General features: G+C 71.2%; 15 protein-coding genes. 11 read left to right on the top strand and 4 right to left on the bottom strand.

Annotated features, from left to right (window positions below):
• The 5 genes from ACFQVD_RS04045 (at position 1) to pcp (ending at position 4,746) form a co-directional block, all read left to right on the top strand.
• The gene (locus ACFQVD_RS04045; protein WP_386270510.1) at positions 1–756 is read left to right on the top strand and encodes a hypothetical protein; all 756 of its coding nucleotides are present in this window, start codon (positions 1–3) and stop codon (positions 754–756) included.
• 33 nt (positions 757–789) lie between these two features.
• A complete protein-coding gene (locus tag ACFQVD_RS04040) occupies positions 790–1,779 on the top strand; it encodes a hypothetical protein (protein WP_343967801.1) in 990 nt (329 codons plus the stop codon).
• An 84-nt stretch (positions 1,780–1,863) separates the two neighbouring features.
• Positions 1,864–3,717: an endonuclease/exonuclease/phosphatase family protein gene (locus ACFQVD_RS04035; RefSeq protein ID WP_386270509.1), complete on the top strand. Its 1,854-nt coding sequence runs from the start codon at positions 1,864–1,866 to the stop codon at positions 3,715–3,717.
• Positions 3,718–3,745: 28 nt separating this feature from the next.
• Positions 3,746–4,123 (top strand): thiol-disulfide oxidoreductase DCC family protein, encoded by a 378-nt coding sequence (locus ACFQVD_RS04030; RefSeq protein ID WP_343967805.1) that lies wholly within the window; start codon positions 3,746–3,748, stop codon positions 4,121–4,123.
• Positions 4,120–4,746, top strand: a complete 627-nt coding sequence (gene pcp / locus ACFQVD_RS04025; RefSeq protein WP_343967807.1) for a pyroglutamyl-peptidase I — start codon at positions 4,120–4,122, stop codon at positions 4,744–4,746. The genes ACFQVD_RS04030 and pcp overlap by 4 nt, the downstream gene beginning before the upstream one ends.
• A 65-nt stretch (positions 4,747–4,811) precedes the next feature.
• On the opposite strand, the gene ACFQVD_RS04020 is transcribed toward pcp, so the two are convergent.
• Both ACFQVD_RS04020 and ACFQVD_RS04015 read right to left on the bottom strand, forming a co-directional pair.
• Entirely contained in the window at positions 4,812–5,858 is a 1,047-nt protein-coding gene (locus ACFQVD_RS04020) for a hypothetical protein (RefSeq protein WP_343967809.1), read from the bottom strand.
• A gap of 88 nt (positions 5,859–5,946) precedes the next feature.
• The gene (locus ACFQVD_RS04015) at positions 5,947–7,383 is read right to left on the bottom strand and encodes a glutamate--cysteine ligase (RefSeq protein WP_343967812.1); all 1,437 of its coding nucleotides are present in this window, start codon (positions 7,381–7,383) and stop codon (positions 5,947–5,949) included.
• 233 nt (positions 7,384–7,616) lie between these two features.
• On the opposite strand from ACFQVD_RS04015, the gene ACFQVD_RS04010 reads away from it, so the two are divergent.
• From ACFQVD_RS04010 to ACFQVD_RS03995, 4 genes are all read left to right on the top strand, one after another.
• The gene (locus ACFQVD_RS04010) at positions 7,617–8,654 is read left to right on the top strand and encodes an alcohol dehydrogenase catalytic domain-containing protein (protein WP_343967815.1); all 1,038 of its coding nucleotides are present in this window, start codon (positions 7,617–7,619) and stop codon (positions 8,652–8,654) included.
• A gap of 101 nt (positions 8,655–8,755) precedes the next feature.
• Entirely contained in the window at positions 8,756–10,042 is a 1,287-nt protein-coding gene (locus ACFQVD_RS04005) for a hypothetical protein (RefSeq protein WP_343967817.1), read from the top strand.
• Between the two features lie 304 nt (positions 10,043–10,346).
• Positions 10,347–12,263 carry a S9 family peptidase gene (locus tag ACFQVD_RS04000; RefSeq protein ID WP_343967820.1) on the top strand — a complete coding sequence of 639 codons (1,917 nt, stop codon included), beginning with the start codon at positions 10,347–10,349 and terminating at the stop codon, positions 12,261–12,263.
• 153 nt (positions 12,264–12,416) lie between these two features.
• Positions 12,417–13,061 (top strand): DUF4232 domain-containing protein, encoded by a 645-nt coding sequence (locus ACFQVD_RS03995; protein ID WP_364147898.1) that lies wholly within the window; start codon positions 12,417–12,419, stop codon positions 13,059–13,061.
• A 120-nt stretch (positions 13,062–13,181) separates the two neighbouring features.
• Here the strand turns inward: ACFQVD_RS03995 and ACFQVD_RS03990 are convergent, their stop codons facing one another.
• Entirely contained in the window at positions 13,182–14,612 is a 1,431-nt protein-coding gene (locus ACFQVD_RS03990) for a class I SAM-dependent methyltransferase (RefSeq protein ID WP_343976649.1), read from the bottom strand.
• Positions 14,613–15,312: 700 nt separating this feature from the next.
• Positions 15,313–15,882 (bottom strand): MepB family protein, encoded by a 570-nt coding sequence (locus ACFQVD_RS03985; RefSeq protein WP_343976646.1) that lies wholly within the window; start codon positions 15,880–15,882, stop codon positions 15,313–15,315.
• 292 nt (positions 15,883–16,174) lie between these two features.
• Between ACFQVD_RS03985 and ACFQVD_RS03980 the strand changes: the two genes are divergently transcribed.
• Together ACFQVD_RS03980 and ACFQVD_RS03975 are read left to right on the top strand one after the other, a co-directional pair.
• The gene (locus tag ACFQVD_RS03980) at positions 16,175–17,149 is read left to right on the top strand and encodes an aldo/keto reductase (protein ID WP_343976661.1); all 975 of its coding nucleotides are present in this window, start codon (positions 16,175–16,177) and stop codon (positions 17,147–17,149) included.
• 297 nt (positions 17,150–17,446) lie between these two features.
• Positions 17,447–18,070 (top strand): DUF4142 domain-containing protein, encoded by a 624-nt coding sequence (locus ACFQVD_RS03975; RefSeq protein WP_343976643.1) that lies wholly within the window; start codon positions 17,447–17,449, stop codon positions 18,068–18,070.
• Positions 18,071–18,140 lie beyond the last annotated feature (70 nt).

Below are 18,140 nucleotides of genomic sequence, written 5' to 3'. Positions count from 1 at the left end.
GTGCTCATCGGGCTCTTCGGCGGCTCGGCCGCGGTCGCGGCGGCCGGACTGGCACTCGGCGGCGTCCCGCTCCCGGCGTCCGCGGCCGTGCTCACCACGCTGATCGGTTTCTACCTCCTCATCCTCACGGTGATCTACATCGCCAGGAAACCCTCACCCGCCGACTCCGTCGAGCGGGTCCTGTACCGGCACTCCCTGCAGTGGCAGGGGCGCTTCCTGATCCTGGAGGACTTCGACCACGACGCCAGGAACCTGCTCGGCCGGGTCCAGCGGGCGATCGACTTCATCGTGTGCTCCCGGGTCAACGCCATGGGCATGCTCGACAGCGTGCGCAACTCGGTGATGCTCCCCGCCGAGGAGTGGGAGATCGCCCGGCTGCTGACCAAGCTCTCCGCGCTGCGGGCCAGGCACCGCCATCTCGCCAGGGGCGGCAGGAGTCCCGAGGTGGCCGCTGCCATGGCGCCGCTGGAGCGTGCCCTGGCCGCCAGCGAGGCCGCCGTGCTCGCGCGGGTGGAGGCGTTGGAACGCTACGCGGGCCACGTGTCCGAGGCCGAGCGCGCCCTGCTCTCCCAGGGACAGATCGAGGCCCTGCGAGCTCACCTGCCCGAGTACGAGCAGCTCGTCGCCGAGACGGGCGCGGCCAGGTTCTCCGCACCGGAGATCGGGCATCTCAGCGATGACGCCGACATGCTCCGGCGGGCGCTCCGCGAGAGCGTACGCTCGGCACACGAGGCGTTCCGCTATCTCGACCGATGATGTGAGAATCCGACCGGATGGAGGGGCGAGCCTGTGCGGCGAGTGGTGGTCGATCCCGAAGTTCCCGCCCGGACCGCCGATCTCTTTCGCCAGCACGCGTCCCTGTTGGCGCGCATCCGCGCCGGTTGGAGTCCCGAGCCTGCCGAGCCCGCCTCGCGGCTGCCCGTCCGTTTCCTGTGGTTCGGAGGGGCGGTCTCGGCGCTCCTGCTGGCCTGCCTGCTCCTCCTCGCGGACGCCGGACAGCTGTTCTTCTTCGTGCTCGTCCTGCTCGCCCTCGTGGTCCTCGTCGGTTTCCTCACCGCCCGCGAGCCGCTGGAGCCGGAGGCGACCGAACACGACCTGTACCGCGAGGCCCGCTGGTACGAGGGCCGCTACCTGCTGCCCGCCGAGGACTTCGACCACAACGCCGGCCGGCTGCTCGAACGGGCCCAGCGGGCGATCGACTTCATCCTGCGCTCCCGGGTCAACGCCATGGGCATGCTCGACGACGTGCGCAACGCGGTGATGCTCCCCTCACAGGAATGGGAGATCGCCCAGCTGCTGACCAAGCTCTCCGCACTGCGCGACGAGCACCACGAGTTCGGGTACGGCGGCAGCACGCCGGAGGTGGCCGCGGCCATGGCACCGCTGGAGCGTGCCCTGGCCGCCAGCGAGGCCGCCGTGCTCGCGCGGGTGGAGGCACTGGAACGCTACGCGGGCCACGTGTCCGACGCCGAGCGGGCGCTACACGCCCACGAGCAGATCGAGATACTCCGCTCACGGCTTCCCCGCTATGAGGAACTCCTGGCGGAGTCGGGCGCGGACGCCTTCGCCGTACCGGAGATAGAGAAGCTGACCGAGGACGCCGGCCACCTGGAACAGGCGCTGCGCGACAGTGTCCGTTCGGCGCACGAGGCCTTCCGCCACCTCGACAGGTCCGCCGACGAGGCTGCCGACGGGGCCGCCGGCCCCTCGTCCTCTCCGAGCGGGCCCGTCCGCCCCCCGAACTCCGGGGGCTCCGGGCAGGAACCTCCGGCGCTCTGAAGACGGATTTCCCTCCCTGGACGGACCGCACCTTGTCATGCGTCACAAAGAAGGCGAGGATAGCTCGCGTTCTTTGGAGGTAGCATGCGGATCCGCCTGGACACAACCCTCGGCGTGGTCGTGCTGGTCGACGTGTTGCGGGTCTTCCTGCCCTCGCTGATCACACTCTTCGGCCGGGCGGGAAGCACTCCCGCGGAGATGATGGGCCTGTACGCCCTCTCCTGGTTCGTCCTGGCCTTCCTGACCGTCCCGCTGGCCAGACTCGTCCAGCCGCGGCTGATCGCCCTCGGTGCCGGATGCCTGCTGCTCCTGGCTCGGCTGGCACTCCAGCTGACCGGGGGCGGGGACCCGCAGCTGTACGTGGCCAGCCTCGGCCTGCTGGCCGGCCTGGTCTGGCTGGTGGCGACCGCGATGGGCGGCCGGGACGCCCGGCCCGTGATGGCCGGGGTGATCGCCGGCCTGGCGGCCTCCACGGTGATCCACGCGGCGCTGGACGGCATCGACCTGATGTGGCGGCCTGGAGCGATCCCATGGGCGCTGCTGGCTGTGGAACTCGGGCTCTTCGGCCTGTTCCTGATCCGGGCGGACCCCTCGGACGAGGAGTACTCCGGCGCCCCCCGCGCCTGGCTGGCCATCGGCCCCGCCCTGCTGCTCTGGGGTCTCTACACGGGCAACACCGCGCACGCCCAGGCGGCGACCGTCTCCGCCCAGCAGGCCGCCGCCGTGATCGTGGCGGCGTTCGCGGTGGTGTCGGCGGCGCCCGCCGCGCTGCCGGTACTGCGCCGCCCGCTCCCGCCCGCCATCGCCCTGGTCGCCTCGGCGGTGGCGTTCACCCTGGGCAGGGCCACCGTGGGCGGCGTCCACGGTGTGGCGCCCGGCTGGACGATCGCCGCGCAGATCATCGGCCAGCTCGCGCTCGGCGCCTGTCTGGCGCACGCCGCGGCGGCCTTCGGCCCGGACAGGGCGGCGCGGCGCGGCCTGGCCGCGGCGGCAGGCATGCTGCTGTTCGTCGTGTTCGTCTTCGGCTACTACGCCGCCTACGACCTCTACCTTTCCAACCAGTGGGTGCCGATCGGCGCGGCGCTCGTCGTCGCGGTCCTGGGTCTGGTCGGCAGCACGGGTCTGCCGCGCCGCTCCTACGACCGGCGGTTCGCGGCGGCCGCCGTGGCCGCGGTCGTGCTGGTGGCGGCCGTTCCCCTCTGGCAGGGGGAGCGGCCCCGCTGGGAGGCACCGCGTGACGGGCTGCGGATCGCGGCCTACAACATCAGGATGGGGTACGGCGAGTCCGGCAGGCTCTCCCTGGAGCAGCAGGCCGACGCGCTCAGGGAGTTGCGGCCGCACGTGGTGGTGCTGAGCGAGGCCGACCGGGGCTGGCTGCTCAACGGCGGCCACGACGGGGTGCGGCTGATCGCCGAGCGGCTGGGCATGCACTACATCTGGGCCCCGGCGACCGACGAGGTGTGGGGCGACGCCCTGCTCACCACGCTGCCGATCACCTCGATAAGGAACCACGTGCTGGTCCAGGGCGGACCGACCGGCGCGCAGGCGCTGGAGGTCGGGCTGCGCTGGCAGGGCGGGGACATCACCGTGATCGGCACCCACCTGCAGCCTCCGCCGGGCTGGCGCGAGCTCGACCAGGTCGAGCAGCTCGGCGGGATCGTCAGGGAGGCCTCCAGGAACGGCGCCCCGGTGATCGTGGCCGGCGACCTCAACCTTCAGCCCGGGGAGCGGGCCTGGGAGGTGCTGACCGGCGCGGGCCTGACCGACCCCCTCGCCCCGGCCAGGCCGTTCAACACCGTTCCGTCCCGAGGACACGTCGTCGAGCAGATCGACCATGTGCTCGTCACCCCGGGTTTCACCGGAAAGGACCAGGCCAACCCCGATGTCCCACACTCCGACCACCGCCCGATCGCGGTCACCCTGGTCGCCGGGCCTTGATCGGGTTCCGCTGGGTAGTGTCGGGTGCATGACAGGACGACCTGTACTGATCTTCGACGGCGACTGCGGTTTCTGCACGACGAGCGTCAGGTTCGCCGAGCGCCGCATCGGGGTTCGCGCCCTGGTCGTCCCCTGGCAGTTCGCCGACCTTCCGGCGCTGGGCGTGACCCGCGAGCGGGCCGAGCGCGAGGTGCTCTGGGTCCAGGGCGGCGGGGTGTACGGCGGGGCGCAGGCGGTGGCCAGGCTGCTGATCGCCGCCGGTCTCCCGTGGAGCCCGCTGGGGTTCGCGCTGCGGGTCCCGCCGTTGCGCTGGGCTGCTCAGGGCCTCTACCGCCTGATCGCCGGCAACCGGCACCGCCTGCCCGGCGGCACCCCCGCCTGCGCCCTGCCTCAGGACCGCCGATGAAGGGCGTACTGCTCACCGGGTTCGAGCCGCTCGACGGCGGTGGCAACTCGTCGTGGGAGGCGATCGCCCTGGTGCCCGGGGTGCGGACCGCACTGCTCCCCTGCCGGTTCGGCGAGATGCTCGAGCGACTGCGCGCGGCGGTGGCCGAGCACGACCCGGCGGTGGTCGTGTGCGTCGGGCAGGCCGGGGGGCGGCCGGACGTGACCGTGGAGCGAGTGGCCGTCAATCTCGACGACGCGTGCGTCCCCGACAGCGCCGGGTCGCAGCCGATCGACGAGCCGGTGGTACGCGGCGGCCCTGCCGCCTACTTCGCCACGCTGCCGGTGAAGGCGTGCGTGGCGGCGGCGCGGGCGGTCGGGGTGCCCGCGAGCGTCTCGCAGAGCGCCGGCACGTTCCTGTGCAACCACCTCTTCTACGGCCTGATGCACCTGATCGCCACCGAGCGGCCGGGGGTCCGCGGAGGTTTCGTGCACCTGCCGTACAGCCCCGATCAGGTCCTCGGCGAGGCCAGGCCCTCCATGCCCGTCCCGGTGTCCGCCCAGGCGCTCACCGCGATCGTGACCACCGCCGTCTCCGTCTCGCTCGGCGGTGATCTCCGCCTGGTCGGTGGCTCCCTGCACTGACCGGGCGCCCCGCGCCGGGGCCACCCGCTCCCGCGTCCCCGTTCCCGGGAAAGGCGGCCCGCCGGTCAGAGCGGCACGCCGTACACCACCCGGCGGCCCACGAACTCGGTCACGCTCCACAGCGTCTTCTTGTCGCGGACGCAGGTGAGGTCCTCGGGCCCCACCGGGTAGGGCCGTCTGCGCACCGTGTCGCCGACCAGGACCAGGGTGCCGTTCCCCGCGGCGCCCGCGGTCTGGCTGAGGTACCAGGTGCCGTTGTAGGAGAGCGCGCCCTGGACCTTGCTCACGGGGAGCGCGTGGGCGTCCACGGCCTGGACGACGCCGCCGGCGGGGGCGTTCAGCGTCTCCTGCGCGGTCAGCGACCAGCGGGCCACCCGTCCGACCGTGCCCGCCGTGTCGACGTACTCGCCGCAGATCAGGGTGTGCGGGGTGGTGCTGCGGTCGACGGCGGTGTAGGAGAAGCGCACCGAGCCACTGGTGGTGGTCCAGGCGTCGGTCTGCGGCATCACGTACCGGTAGCCGAACGCCTCGTACCTGCCGCTCTTCCTGCCGATCGTGGCCGCGCCGTCCCCGTTGACCTCGAAGATCTGCCGGGTGTCGAACACCCGCAGGCCCTGTGTGGTGTCGACGACGTACAGCAGGCCGCCGTACCAGGCGACGCCGCCGGCGTGGATGTTGATCGGCGTGATGTTCCCGTCGGCGGCGACCCGCACCAGCAGGACGTGCCGGTACCGGAGCGTCGCGGTGTTCAGGAAGCTCAGGCGCACGCCCCGCTCGGCCCCCGAGGTCGGCGAGTGATACCAGCTCACCACGAACGTGCCCCCGGCGATCCCGGCGTCGGAGGCGGAGGTCAGGCCCTGGGGATACCACTCCCTGGCGACGTTGTCGTCCGCGTCGAAGCAGTACCAGTCGACGGGTTTGGGGGTCATCTTGGCGAACGCCCCGGCACCGGTCGACCCCTTCCTGACCGCGACGCGATTGGCCTTGGCCAGCACGGTGTCGAGGGAGACCCGTTGGAGTTCCTGCTCCAGGACCTTGATCCCGGCCGCGAGGCCGCCGGCGTCCCGTTTCAACCCGAACGGCTCCGCCGGCGCGGCCTTCATCTGACTCATGTGGGGGTCTCCTCGTCCGGTCTCGCCAGGATCGGCGGATCAAGATACGGAGTTCATGAGTATGCCTCTACTCAAATCCCTTTTGTAGCTAGAAGGGCCAGGTGTGGACGGGCTCCCCGGTCTGTGACAGTTCCCGGTACCGGCTCACCAGGCGCGCCCGTGCCGCCTGGTCGCCCCCCATTCCCGCCAGCGCCTTCCGTTGCCAGATCGCACCGGTACGGCGGCGCGTGACGCGTTCCCGCACGATGTCCAGCGCCCACCGGATCTCGGCCGGCTCCACGCCCATCCTGCCGAGACCGGCCTCGGCGACCGGCAGCAGGTCCAGGGCGAGCCGCCAGGCCGGGACCTCCTCGCGCAGGCCGGGCCAGCTCAGCGGCGCGTCCAGGCCGTGGATCGCGCCTCGGTAGAAGTTGCGGTAGGCCCCGGCGAAGGGGAACTCCTCCACCGGATGGAGGGCCAAGGCCGCGGTCAGCCCGAGCAGGAACGCGCTGTTGGCCGCCATGTCCGCCGCGCTCGGCCCGGCGGGCAGGGCGCGCATCTCCACCCGAAGGTGGCCGCCGCCGACCGGGTCGTAGACCGGCCGGTTCCACTGCCACACGGTGCCCTGGTGAAGCCGGAGCTCGGCCAGTTTCGGGACGCCGCCCGCGGGCACCTCCTCCGGCACCGAGCTCATCGGCAGCACCGGTTCGTAGTCCCGGACGCATGTCTCGAACAGTTCCTGGGCACTTCGCGCCCAGCCGGAGCCGAACCCCACCCGCCGGTCCCTGCGGTCGAGCCGCTCGACGTCCCGGTCGTCGGCGGCCTCCTCGAACAGCGCGATCCTCGTCTCCTCCCAGAGCTGCCTGCCCAGGAAGGCGGGTGAGTTGCCACTGACCGCGAGGACCGGGCCGATGGCCAGCTGGGCGGCGTTGTAGACGCGGGCGAAGTCGGCGGGAGGCGTGCGGAGATGGACCTGCCAGGAGGTGTTGGCGCTTTCCAGGATCACCCCCTCGACCTCCAGCTCCAGCAGCTCGACCCCCTCGATGCGTACCCGGAAGGGCTCCGTGCGCAGCCGCCGCATGCCCCTGGCCAGCGCTCGGTAGCGCCCCTCACCGCTCAACGCCTCGTGGGTGAAGTCGAACTCGCTCAGTGAGGGCAGGATCCCGATCATCACGACCTGCCCGCCCTGCGTCTCGGCCGCCGTGTCCACCACGGCCATGATCTCCCGCATCTCGCGCATCATGGCGGTGAACGGCCGCCCGGCGATCGGCAGCGGGGTCAGGTTGGCCTCCAGGTTGAACCTGCCCAGCTCCAGCGTGAGCCGGTCGTCGGCGGCGACCGCCCGCACCTCCTGGTTGCGGGGCAGCGGGCGGCCCTCAGGCGTTACGAGGAACATCTCCAGCTCAGCCCCGATCGTCACGGGACCGTCCCCGAAACCGGGCCGTGCGAGTACCTCGCGGAGAGCGCCGAGCTGCTCCGCCAATCTCTCCCCGAAGCGGAGGAACTCCGCCTCGGAGTAACGGTCCTTGTCGACTTTCTGCCCCATCACACCGTCCGATCAGTTGGTCCTCGTGCTCCCTCCTCTCTCCCAGCTTGCGCCTTCTAATCAGGGCTTTCGTCACAGCCCTCCGCGGACGAGGGCACGCGGCACGCCCGGGGCCCGTTGTGCGTCTCCCCTGGCTTCCCACGATGCCTCGCGGGCACCGGGAAGGGAACGGTGTCCGAGGCCGGATTGAGTAGTGTTCAGGTTCGAGTGGGGCCGGAAGGGAGTGTGGGCGGGTGCGAGCGGTGGTCTTCGACGACTTTGGAGCCGAGCTTGAGGTTCGGGAGGTGCCCTCCCCCGAACCCCCGCCCGGTGGAGCGGTGATCCGGGTGGAGGCCACCGGGCTCTGCCGGAGCGACTGGCACGGCTGGCAGGGGCACGACCCGGACATCCGGGTCCTGCCCCACGTGCCGGGGCACGAGCTCGCCGGGGTGGTCGAGTCGGTGGGCGCGGGCGTCGCCTCGTGGCGGCCCGGCGACCGGGTGACCGTCCCGTTCGTCTGCGCCTGCGGTTCCTGCGCGGCGTGCGCGGCCGGTGAGCAGCAGGTCTGCGAGCGCCAGACCCAGCCTGGGTTCACCCACTGGGGCTCCTTCGCCGAGTACGTGGCGATCGATCACGCGGACGTGAACCTGGTGCGGCTCCCCGAGGAGATGAGCTTCGGCACCGCCGCGAGCCTGGGCTGCCGCTTCGCCACCGCCTACCGGGCCGTGAACGCCGTGGGCCGGGTGCGGCCCGGCGAGTGGGTGGCCGTGCACGGCTGCGGCGGTGTGGGCCTGTCCGCCATCATGATCGCGGCCGCGGCCGGGGCCAGGGTGATCGCCGTGGACGTCTCCGCGGGCGCCCTGGAGATGGCCGGGGCGTTCGGCGCCACCGCCTGTGTCAGTGCCACCTCGGCCGAGGCCGACGTCCCCGCGCGGGTCGTGGAACTCACCTCGGGGGGCGCCCACGTCTCCATCGACGCGCTCGGCAGCCCGGGGACGTGCGCGGCGTCGATCGAGAGCCTGCGCCGCCGGGGACGCCACGTCCAGGTCGGTCTGCTGCCGGGGCTCACCGCGGTTCCGATGGGCCGGGTGATCGGCTACGAACTCGAACTTCTCGGTAGCCACGGCATGGCCGCGCGCGCCTATCCGGCGATGCTGGCGGCCGTCGCCGACGGCACCCTCCGCCCGGACGCACTGGTCACCCGCTCCATCGGCCTCCAGGAGGTGGGAGGCGCGCTCGCCTCGATCGGATCCGTCCCCGGCGTCACAATGATCATTCCGTCCCTGCGCTGACGGCGGACCCCAGACCAAAGGAGAACGCGTTTCAGTTTTTCGTTGACCAAGACCTGGACACGTGTCTAGTTTGAGGGTCCCGGCTCGGCGAAGGACACAACGTGACAGTGCTGCCCGACTACTCAGGCCCCTTCGATCCCGGCTTCCGGCTGGAACGCCTCTCTCGCGGGGCGCTCGCCGTCCTCGGCAGAGAATGGCTGCTCCACGGCCACCTGCAGGACCGCGTCGGCGTCCCGATGGTCCTGGAGCTCGGCGGCAGGCAGGAGGCCGAGCGGGTCGCCATCGAGGAGTGGGCGGCCGCCAGCCCGATCTACTCGGTCAGGATGCAGGAGGCCCTGGGTTTCCGGGGTGACACCGTCTCGGCCATCCTGAAGAATCTCCAGCTCGACATCGGGGCGCCGCCGCAGTTCATGGACTTCCGGCTGCGGCTGATCGACGAGCGGCACGGTGAGTTCGAACTGGCCCACTGCGGCGCGCTGCTCGACGTCGAGCCGATGGGCGAGGACTGGGTCCGCGGCATGTGCCACACCATCGAGGACCCCACCTTCGACGCGACGGGATCGGCCACCAACCCCCGCGCGAGGTTCCTGCCCGTGCACCGCCCGCCCCGCGTGCCACCCGGCCGGACGCCGCACTGCCGCTGGCGCGTCGAGATCTCCGACGCCGCCGAGCCCCTCGCGCCGCACCCCAACCAGGCCTCGGTGGCGGAGTCGCTGCTCGCCCGGCTGCCGATCACCTCGGGCAGGATCTCCGCCGAGCCCGGCGGGCTGGACGGCTACGACGGCCCCTTCGACACCGACTTCCAGCTGGAGGACCTCTCGCACGCGGCACTGCAGGCCGTGCTGGAGGAGGTGGCGATTCAGAGCCACCTGCTCTTCCGCGGCTACCTGCTCAGCATGAGCGACCACTACGGCGAGCCGGCCGCCCGTAGCGCGGGGTCCCGGGTGCTCGTCGGACTGGCCGGCCTCACCTCGGGCAGAGTCCGCGCGGCCATGAACGTCCCCGGCGACGACGCCGCCGCCATCGGCAGGGTGCTGCAACTGCATCCGACCTTCCAGCCGGGCTCCTACGTCGGCCTGGAGGTCGAGGTCACCGGACCGCTCCGGGTGAGGTTCGGCTTCACCGACTCGCCGATCTTCCGGGAGACCGATCCGCTCACCTGGTTGGCCGAGCTCGGCGGCGACGGCGACCGCGCCCTGGACGCGGTGGTCCAGGCGGTCAACCCGCGTGCCCGATGCGTCCCGGTCCCGCCCCGCGAGGGAGAGCGCCACGCCTACGAGGCCGTGATCGACCCCGGCGCCGAGCCCGCGCGTGAGGAGCCCGAGGTGCGCCTGGCCCGCTTCAGCGGCGGCGCCGGCTTCGCCTTCCACCGGTTGAGAGCACGGTAGGGGATCGGCGGGTCATGAGCACGGAGCCCGGCGGGCTCCGTGCTCATGACCCGCCGATGGCGACGGACCGGGAGGAGCACCAGCCGATGGCCCGTCCCACCCGTCGCCGGCCGGCTGGAACCGGGTTCTCCGGCAAAAGCGGCACCCCCATCAACGACCGGCCTGTCCTTTCACGCAATGAGTCCTGATAAAGAATCCTCCTCTCCGAAGAACAGGGCACAGCGCGACGACCAGCCAGAACGGGGCAGCCGCAGAGCTTTGAACGCTCATATAAATGATCAAAACGGTGATAGCGTCGTTGACCATGCGTCCAGAAGATCTCGCCTTGCTCAACGTGCCCGGCAGTGTCACCCGCCACGGCGATCTCCTTCTCGTCGACGTGGCCCGGCCCGATCTGGAGACCGACGCCTACTCCGGGAGCCTGTGGCGGGTGCCGCAGGACGGCCCGCCCGTCCGGTTCACCTTCGGCGACCGCGACAGCGCGCCGCGCATCTCCCCCGACGGCGCCTGGGTCGCCTTCCTGCGCGCCGGCGACGGCAGCCCGCAACTGCACGTGATGCCCACCGGCGGAGGTGAGGGCCGGCCGGTCACCGACCTGCCGCTGGGCGCGGGCGTCCCGGTCTGGGCACCGGACTCGCGCCGGATCGCGTTCGTCGCCCGGGTCGCCGAACCGGGCCGGTACGGCACCGAGAAGGGCGTGAGCGCCGAGGCCGAGGCACCGCGCCGGATCACCGGGCTCCACTACCGGACCGAGGGAATCGGCTTCACCTTCGACCGGCGGCAGAGCCTGTTCGTGGTCAACGCCCTCGCGGACATCCCGGTGCCGGTACGGCTGACCGAGGGGCCCTACGACGTCGACTCCCCCTACTGGACACCGGACGGCGAGCATGTGCTGGTCTCGGCCCCCCGCGACCTCGACGGTGAGAGCCTGCACACGGACGTTTACGCCGTCCCGGCCGGCGGCGGCGCCCCGGTCCTCGCGGTGCGCAGCGACGGCTCCGCCGAGCATCCCGTCGCCCTGCCCGGCGGGGAGGTGCTCTACCTCGGCACGGAGTTCTCCGGACTCGACGCGGTGGCCCACAACGTGGGCCTCTACCGCGCACCACTGCGGATCACCGGCGAGGCAGCGGCCGAGACGGCGGCTGAGACGGCGGCCGGGACCCGGCTGACCGAGGAGGAGTCGGTGGACTGCGAACCACTGCCTCCCGTACCGCTGCGGGACGGCGTCCTGGTCGCGGTGCGGGTACGCGGCGCGGTCGAGTTGCGGCTGGTCCCCTCCGGCGCCCTCGACACGCCACTGGAGAAGCTCGTCCCGATCCTGGGCGAGCGGGCGAGCGTCAAGTTCTTCACCTCCTGCGGCGAGCAGGTGGTCGCGGTGGTGTCCACCCCCGCGAGCCCCGGCGAGGTGGTCACCCCTGACGGGCCGCTGACCGACTTCTCCGGCACCCTCGCCGGGATCAGCCCGCTGCTGGAGATCACCGCCGTCTCCGCCGACGGCTACCCGGTCCACGGCTGGCTGGCCCTGCCCGAGGGCGAAGGCCCGCATCCCGTCCTGCTGAACGTGCACGGCGGCCCGTTCCACCAGCACGGGTGGGCCTTCCTGGACGAGACCCAGGTCTACACGGGCGCCGGATACGCGGTGGTCCTGCCGAACCCGCGCGGCTCCTCCGGATACGGACAGGCGCACGGCCGGTCGGTGATCGGCGCGCTGGGCACCGTGGACGCCGACGACGTGCTGGCCCTGCTCGACGCCGCGCTGGAGCGGCCCGAGTGCGACGCCGGGCGGGTGGGCGTGATGGGCGGTTCCTACGGCGGTTTCATGACGAGCTGGCTGGCCACCCGGCACGGGGACCGGTTCAGGGCCGCCTGGAGCGAGCGCGCGGTCAACGCCTGGGACTCCTTCACCGGCTCCTCCGACATCGGCTGGTTCTTCGCCGAGGCGTACTGCGGTCCCGACATCGAGGCGCAGCGCGCGATGAGCCCGCTCTACCGCGCCGATCGGATCACGTTGCCGTTCGCCGTGGTCCACTCCGAGGAGGACATCCGCTGCCCGGTCGAGCAGGCACAGCGGATGTTCGTCGCGCTGCGCCGCAACGGCACCCCCGCGGAGTTCCTGCTCTTCCCCGGCGAGGGACACGAGCTCAGCCGCGGCGGGCGCCCGAAACACCGCCTGCAGCGCTTCGAGGCGGTATTGGAATGGTGGTCTCGCCACCTGTCCTGACCGGACGCACTCCCCGGCGGTGAGACGCCGGGGGGCTCCGCCGTGCCGTTTCCCCCTGCACCCCGAACGCCGGAGCAGAGAACACTCACTCGGCCTCCCGCATCGAATGCCCGGTACGGCAACAAAGCAGGCGCGGTGCGCGTCCAACGGACCATGAAACGATCCATCGGCGCCGGACTGCTCGCCGCCGCCTCGGCACTGGCCGTGCTGGCGGCCACGACCGCGTGCGCCCCGCCCGTCACCCGCGACCGGGGCGCCGCCCCGGCTTCCGGCGGCGCTCCCGCGAGTCTCTCCCCAGCCACCGCCTCCTCGTCTCCGGGCTCCGCCCCCGCGCGCCCCGCCGTCGCCGTCCAGGCCGCGGGCCTGCGGGTGGCGGACAGCGGCACCGCCGCCGGACGCTGCCGCACCGAGGCGCTCGCCGCGCGCGTCGGCAGGGTGGACGCCGGAGCGGGACAGCGGTACGCGCCGCTGGTGTTCACCAACACCTCCGCCAGGGCCTGCTGGGTGTACGGCTTCGTCGGCCTGATCATGATCGACGGCAGCGGCGACGCGATGCGCACCAGGACGCGCAGGGAGAGCGTCCAGCCCCGGCGGATCACCCTGCGCCCCGGAGCGAGCGCGCACGCCAGACTGCACTGGAGCGAGGTGCCCGGCGGGAGCCGCTCCTGCCCGGCCTCCGCACGGCTGATGATCATCCCGCCGGACGAGGTCGCGCACCTGGAGATTCCGTTCAAGGCGACCGTCTGCGACGACGGCCGCCTGGACGTGACCCCGATGGCCTCCGGGGCGCGCCTGTAGCTCCTCGGACCGGGTCCGGGAAACGGAACCGGGGCCTGTTTCCCGGACCCTGCCTCGCTCCGGCCGCTGTGCCCTCGGCCGGAGCGGACCGGCGGCGTGTCCAGACGGTCGCCGGTACCTCTAGGGGCGTCTCCGGTAGACCTGGGTTTTGATGTCCACCCCGATCTCACATTCCACGCCGAAGTAGTGGTCGCGCGCCTCCAGGAAGCTCTCCTCGATACCGCGCTGCGACCTCACGAAGGAGAGCAGGCTCCACGCCTGCTCCCTGCCGAGCCGGATCTCATCGGGACCGAACCCCGGTTCGGCGTCCACCACGTAGCCGAGCGTGGTGGAGAAACTCCGGACGGGCTGGAAGCCGAACTCCGCGGCGCGCTCCGGGAGGTCGTTGAGGATCGTACGGTCGGCCGCGTACTCACGGTCGTAGGTCTCCAGCATGCGGCGGACCACGTCCGGGCCGCGGAAGGCCGCGTCGTCGACGTCGACCACGTACAGCAGCCCGCCGGGCCGCAGCACCCGGCGCATTTCGAGCAGGGCCAGATCCGGACTGCGCAGGTGGACGAAGAGGAAGCTCGCCGTGACCACGTCGTGCGACGCGTCCGCCTCACCGGTGGCGTACGCGGTGCCCTGGTGGAAGGTGAGGCCGGGGAAGTTCGAGCGGGCCCTGGCGAGCAGCTGGGGTGCGGGTTCGACGCCGCACACGCGATAGCCGGCGAACGGGCTCTCCTCGGTGACCGCCGCCAGATAGTCCCCGGGCCCGCTGCCGACGTCGAGCAGCGACGCGGGCGCGGGCGGGAAGGGCGTCGAGGCCAGGCGCGGCCGCTGCTCGGCGAGTACCAATCGGCCCTGTGCGCTCAGCCGCGGCGCCTCCTCCTGCAGGGACAGCAGGTCCAGGTAGAAGTTCTCGGCGCCGAGGCGCTCCGCCGCCAGCAGGTCACCCCGGCCCTCGTCGGCGAGAAACCGGACCAGCGAGGGGATCGCCAGCCGTTCGTCATCGGACCGCGACTCCCAGGTCAGCTCCCGATGCCTGAGGTAGAACCTCTCCAGGGCCTCTCCGCCCTCCACGGTCATCACGGTGACCGCGTCGTCGCCCGAGCCGACCTCACCGCGCACCACGAAGTCCCGCTTCGCGTACCGATCGAGGAGGTGGTCGTACTGGCTCGGCCGGACGATGAGGAAGAACCGGGACGGGCAGAGCGACTCGCAGAGCTGCCGCACCATCGAGTTGGCGATCCGCGTGCTGATCAGGCGGCCCCGATGGGTCTGCAGGGCCACCCGCTTGCCGATCTCGACGGTCGGCCCGTCCAGGTCGGGCAACTCCAGGGCTGCCGTCCCCGGCGCTCCGGGACCGTAGACGTACGCGGAGATGGCGGCCACGATCTTCCCCCCGGACAGGGCGCACAGGTGAAGACCCTCCGGATCGCTGTCGTGGTGCACCCTCTCCTCACTCCACCCCAGCTCGGACATGAACACCCGCCGCCGGAGGTCAAGGATCTCCTCGGCGGCCTCTTCCCACTTCAGCCAGCGGACCTCGATGTCACTTCCGTTGTGCATGCTCAAAGACCTCTCAGTGGATGTGTCCGAACCGCTCACGCGAACTGCTCACCCGAGGTGGCGGTGTCCGGCGGCGGGCCGGCCGGGGGCGCGGGAACCCCCGGATCGTGACTACCGGTGAGGACGTCGCCACATTGCAAAAGAACTAGGAGGACAGGGGGAGGTAGGGGCGGACGGTTCACCGCCGAACATGGTCAGGACCACGCCGGGGGGCGGTTCACGTCTGCCGGGCAGGCCGTTGGCCGCAATCTAGGACAGCGGACTTGCGACTTTCTTGGTGTCCAGCCAGACGGCACGACACGCCCCGCGGGAGCGGTCAGCACGCCTCAGTTCACGATCCCCGGCAGGATCACCTCGTCGAGTACAACCGAGGCGGTCGGCTGATCGGGCCTGTCGTACTGGCCTGCGCTGACGGCGACCACGAGGTCCAGCGCGGGCGCCACGTAGATCCGATGGCCACCGTTTGACGGCCGCCGGAGTCGCCGGGCTTGTTCACGCGGCCTCAGACGGCGCAGGCCGCGGCGGCGCCGTCCGTGAAGGCGGACCCGGCGCCTACCGCACCCGCCACGACGATGGAAGCCTCGTCCACCGCCGGCGACGACTTCTACAGCCGGGCTGAGGTGAGATGAGGCCCCCGGTAAGGCAGCGGTCGACCAAGACGAGTCATTAGAGGTCGTGTCCCCCGACTGGGGTGTCCGTCCTACGGGTGGTAGAGCTCCTGGGCGCGGGCGGAGTCGACGGGGCGGTCCTGGGGCAGGTGCAGGAAGTGGTCCAGTTGCCACGCCTGAGCAGTGCCGGCCTGGCGGTTGGTGGTGGTCACCCAGGGCGGGTAGACGCGGAAGGCTCGTTTCCCACCGGAACCGTTTGCCGATACGACACCGTGTCGGCGGAGCGCGTCCATGGGAAAGACGAACTGGCCGAAGTGGTGACGGTCGCGGGTGCTGACGACGAAGAGGTCGACGGGGTCGGTTGCGGCGAAAGGCCGGATGGGCCCACCCGGGGACCTCTTCCATACGGTGACGAACTGGCCGACCTTGGTGGGGGTCGTCTTGGCTGCGCGGAATCGGATGGCGAGCCCGTCAAGGGTGAAGGCGTGGGCGGCGTACGCGGCCCCCTCGGCTTCCGGGACCGGCTGCGAGCAGGTGAACCCGCAGGGGTCGTAGACAAGCGCTTTCGCCGCGAGGAGATCCCTGTGGGCCGGAGTGGTGTCCGGCCACGGTTTGAATCCGGTGGGGTGGAGATGGAGGGAGTGCTCGCGGTTCGTCGCCATTCGTTCACCCTGTCACGACTGCCGACTCAACCGGGGGCATATCTCTCGTCGAGACATTCGAATACCGACGGTGTCCGGGAACGCGGACAGGATGTCCAAGATCATTTTATGCCGAACAACCTGGACGCCCCGCCGACCGCACTGTAGGTGAGGAGCGACGACGAGACTCGGCGTTCTCTTGGGGCGGTGGATCGAGGCGGGGATCGCACCGCAGGACGGGCGGGGGCGCGAACCGGGCGGAGTCGGCGGTCGTATCGTGGGGCCCAGGGTTGTGAAGATCTGGAGGTTCGACATGGAGTACGTGCGCCTTGGGTCCACCGGCATGAAGGTGTCGAGGGTCTGCCTCGGCATGATGAGTTACGGTGATCCCGCCAAGTGGGGCGAGTGGGTGCTCGACGAGGCCGCCGCCGAGCCGATCGTGCGCCGGGCCGTCGAGGCGGGGGTGACGTTCTTCGACACCGCCGACGTCTACTCGCTCGGCGACAGCGAGGAGGTCACCGGCCGCCTGCTGAGCAGGATCTTCGCCGACCGGGACGACTACGTGCTGGCCACCAAGGTGTGCATGCCGATGGGCAAGGGCGCCAACGACCGCGGTCTGTCGCGCAAGCACATCCTGTCCTCGATCGACGCCTCGCTGCGTCGGCTGGGCACCGACCACGTGGACCTGTACCAGATCCACCGCTGGGATCCGGAGACCCCGATCGAGGAGACCATGGAGGCCCTGCACGATGTGGTCCGCGCGGGCAAGGCCCGCTACATCGGCGCCTCCAGCATGTACGCCTGGCAGTTCGCCAAGGCCCAGCACGTCGCCGAGACCCACGGCTGGACGAGGTTCGTCTCGATGCAGAACCACTACAACCTGCTCTACCGCGAGGAGGAGCGGGAGATGAACCCGCTCTGCCTCGACCAGGGAGTGGGCCTGATCCCGTGGAGCCCGCTGGCCCGGGGACTGCTCGCCCGCGCCGGAGCCGAGGAGACCACCACCCGCGCGGGCAGCGACCCGCGCATCGACGCCCTCTATGACGACGCCGACGACAACCGGCTGATCCTGGAGCGGGTCGCCCAGCTGGCCGGGGAGCGCGAGGTTCCTCCCGCCCAGGTGGCGCTCTCCTGGCTGCTCCACCAGCCTGGCCTGTCGGCGCCGATCGTGGGCGCGACCAAGGACAGGCACGTGGACGACGCGGTCGCCGCGGTGGACCTGGCCCTGAGCGAGAAGGAACTCACCTTCCTCGCCGAGCCGTACCGCCCCCGGCCCTTCAGGAACTGACCTTTCCGGCACGCCCGCATGGGCCCCCGAGATCCGGGTGGCCCACGCGGGCGGCACGGTGCTCACCTGCCACCGGCCGGCATCACGACGTCCTGGCGGGGCGTTCGCATCCGTACCGGGTGGGACGGGCCAGGTGCGGCGGGTGTCCGATCGGCCGTCGTGCTCAACAGGGCTACGCATGACCTTTTGTCATGATTTACCGCCTGTGGCGCTATATCTCCATAGATACGCGCATATGAGGAGGAGATAGCAGTTCCGACCGTGGATTGATCGACGGAGGATCCGATGATTCGAAAAATGATCATCCTGGTGGCCGTCACCGTGGCCACGATGGGCGGCACGGCCGGCGCCGTCGTCTCCCCCACCCCCGCTCCATCCCCCTCCCCTCAGGCCGTCAGCCAGCAGGACAGGGACTTCCTCGTCCAGGCGCACCAGTCCAACCTGACCGAGATCGAGTCGAGCAAGGCCGCCCTTGAGAAGACCGCCGGCCAGCAAGACCAGAAGACCACCAAGATCGTCCGGAAACTGGCGAAGCGTTTCATCAAGGATCACAAGAAACTCGACAAGGCCGTCCGCCGGGTGTCCGATCAGCTCGGCGTCAAACTCCCTGACACGCCCAACACCGAGCAGCGCAAGCAGCTCGACGAGCTGTCGGCCCTCAGTGGCGCGGAGTTCGACAGGGCCTGGATCAGCGCGGAGCTCCACAGCCACCACGAGACCCTCGCCGCCATAGAGCAGGAGATCGAGAACGGCTCCTCCCCCGAGGTGAAGAAGCTCGCCACCGTTGCCAAGCCCGTCGTGCAGGAGCACATAGACCTGCTGCTCAAGGCCGAGAGGGTCTCCACCCCAAGCCCCACGGAGAGCACCGGCCCCTCGGAGAGCCCGAGCCTGCCGGAGAGCCCCAGCCCCTCGGAGAGCTGAGGCGGGCGGCACGGCGCTCCGGACGGCTCCCCACTCGGCGAATTCCGCGAGGCCGGGCGCGACCTTACCC

It is taken from the genome of Streptosporangium amethystogenes subsp. fukuiense (assembly GCF_042665875.1).
Classification (GTDB): domain Bacteria; phylum Actinomycetota; class Actinomycetes; order Streptosporangiales; family Streptosporangiaceae; genus Streptosporangium; species Streptosporangium fukuiense.
Note: the sequence above shows the minus strand (reverse complement) of the source record. Positions and strands in the feature narration are given on the sequence as shown.

Excerpts from the sequence above, each read along its gene's own strand:
- ACFQVD_RS04035 (WP_386270509.1), top strand. The coding sequence starts at position 1,864 with ATGCGGATCCGCCTGGACACAACCCTCGGCGTGGTCGTGCTGGTCGAC.
- ACFQVD_RS04030 (WP_343967805.1), top strand. The coding sequence starts at position 3,746 with ATGACAGGACGACCTGTACTGATCTTCGACGGCGACTGCGGTTTCTGC.
- pcp (WP_343967807.1), top strand. The coding sequence starts at position 4,120 with ATGAAGGGCGTACTGCTCACCGGGTTCGAGCCGCTCGACGGCGGTGGC.
- ACFQVD_RS04020 (WP_343967809.1), bottom strand. The coding sequence starts at position 5,858 with ATGAGTCAGATGAAGGCCGCGCCGGCGGAGCCGTTCGGGTTGAAACGG.
- ACFQVD_RS04015 (WP_343967812.1), bottom strand. The coding sequence starts at position 7,383 with ATGGGGCAGAAAGTCGACAAGGACCGTTACTCCGAGGCGGAGTTCCTC.
- ACFQVD_RS04000 (WP_343967820.1), top strand. The coding sequence starts at position 10,347 with ATGCGTCCAGAAGATCTCGCCTTGCTCAACGTGCCCGGCAGTGTCACC.
- ACFQVD_RS03995 (WP_364147898.1), top strand. The coding sequence starts at position 12,417 with ATGAAACGATCCATCGGCGCCGGACTGCTCGCCGCCGCCTCGGCACTG.
- ACFQVD_RS03990 (WP_343976649.1), bottom strand. The coding sequence starts at position 14,612 with ATGCACAACGGAAGTGACATCGAGGTCCGCTGGCTGAAGTGGGAAGAG.
- ACFQVD_RS03985 (WP_343976646.1), bottom strand. The coding sequence starts at position 15,882 with ATGGCGACGAACCGCGAGCACTCCCTCCATCTCCACCCCACCGGATTC.
- ACFQVD_RS03980 (WP_343976661.1), top strand. The coding sequence starts at position 16,175 with ATGGAGTACGTGCGCCTTGGGTCCACCGGCATGAAGGTGTCGAGGGTC.
- ACFQVD_RS03975 (WP_343976643.1), top strand. The coding sequence starts at position 17,447 with ATGATCATCCTGGTGGCCGTCACCGTGGCCACGATGGGCGGCACGGCC.